Raw genomic sequence first — 1,258 nt, forward strand, 5'->3', positions numbered from 1 at the left:
GGAAGTCATGGCGAGCCATTGGCATGAACAGTTAGAACAAAAGATTCAAAAACTCAAAGCCTTGCAAAACGATTTGGGTGGATGCATTGGCTGCGGATGTTTGTCGTTAGAAACCTGCGCACTGCGAAACCCAGAAGATGTGTTAGGCAAAGATCATTCAGGTTCGAATTTGACCTTAGAAGAAGAGGCGTAAGCGTTATTCTTTGTCGAAACTGTCCACCACAATCGCGCCCATCGACGCTGGCATTGTGATGACGATAACGCGTTTTATCGCAACGATCGGGTCTGTAAAGAGCGGCAACTTGTCGAGACAAAATAGCACCAAAGCTACCACGATAGCGGCGATGGAATAGGCGATCACAACGCGAAATACAAAGATGGGAATGCGCTTTCTAATGTGGCTTTGAAATACGCTTTGATAAGCGAAAAAACTGAGAAAAATCACAGAAAGGCTTAACAACATGAGCAGGTTTATCATAGGTAAGCTTTCACCCAATCGCCATGCTTCTTCCGAAAAAGAGATAGGCACAGCAAGGGCAAAAGCGCCCACTAATACTTGGCTGGCATCTTCAAGATTAAAGTGGCTGCTCATGTTGTAGGTTCCGTTATTCGTTGTTATTGCTCAGCTGCAACAGCTTCTCGAATCGCTCGTTACCGTGCAGCAATTCAAGATCGCGTTCTTCTGCCAACAAATCGCGAATTGAAGGGCTGTAGTCAATGGCGCGTTCCAGATCTTCAATCGCTTGTTCCTCAATCCCTAATCGAGAGTACGCACAAGCGCGTTGGTAAAGCGCAGGGCCATTGGTGTAATCTACCTCGAGCACTCGGTTACATATGCTTAGCGCCCAATGGTATTCGTTGATTTCCATGGCCGCATCGGCTTTGTAAGTCAATGCTTCAAGGTCACCAGGTCGAATTACCAAGATTTCGTCATAAATCTCAATACGTTGTTCCGGCGTTTGCGAACTTTGAGCACGTAACCACAAGTTGTGGATTTCGTTGATCTTTTCAATCTCTTTGTTGTTTTCACTGATGATGCGAGTTTTGCGTTTTAAATCTCGCTCCAGCGCAACAAATTTCTTTTCATATTCTTGAGCGATTTTTTCCAATCGCTTGTCCGCCATTTCTTTTGTGTTGTGCTTAAACTCGCGCAGCGACTGCCAACCTACAAAGGCGATCAATGATGCCACGCCCGCGATGATGTAGAAGAAGTATGTAACGGTCACGTTGGCATAGTTCAACGATTTATCTGCGACCG

At 45.6% G+C, this 1,258-nt stretch carries 2 protein-coding genes and 1 pseudogene; 1 reads left to right on the top strand and 2 read right to left on the bottom strand.

The genetic code is table 11. From position 1 onward, the window contains the following. Window positions 1-193 (top strand): annotated as a pseudogene (locus R7M72_RS24995) (redox-sensitive transcriptional activator SoxR); the annotation flags it as partial. Between the two features lie 3 nt (window positions 194-196). On the opposite strand, the gene R7M72_RS25000 reads toward R7M72_RS24995, so the two are convergent. Together R7M72_RS25000 and R7M72_RS25005 are read right to left on the bottom strand one after the other, a co-directional pair. Beyond that, entirely contained in the window at window positions 197-592 is a 396-nt protein-coding gene (locus R7M72_RS25000) for a DUF2391 family protein (protein ID WP_005464146.1), read from the bottom strand. Between the two features lie 13 nt (window positions 593-605). Continuing rightward, a partial coding sequence (locus tag R7M72_RS25005) for a tetratricopeptide repeat protein (protein ID WP_318056445.1) occupies window positions 606-1,258 on the bottom strand: 653 nt, incomplete at its 5' end.

It is taken from the genome of Vibrio sp. YT-18 (assembly GCF_033337345.1).
In the GTDB taxonomy this organism is placed as follows: domain Bacteria; phylum Pseudomonadota; class Gammaproteobacteria; order Enterobacterales; family Vibrionaceae; genus Vibrio; species Vibrio alginolyticus.

Excerpts from the sequence above, each read along its gene's own strand:
- R7M72_RS25000 (WP_005464146.1), bottom strand. The coding sequence starts at position 592 with ATGAGCAGCCACTTTAATCTTGAAGATGCCAGCCAAGTATTAGTGGGC.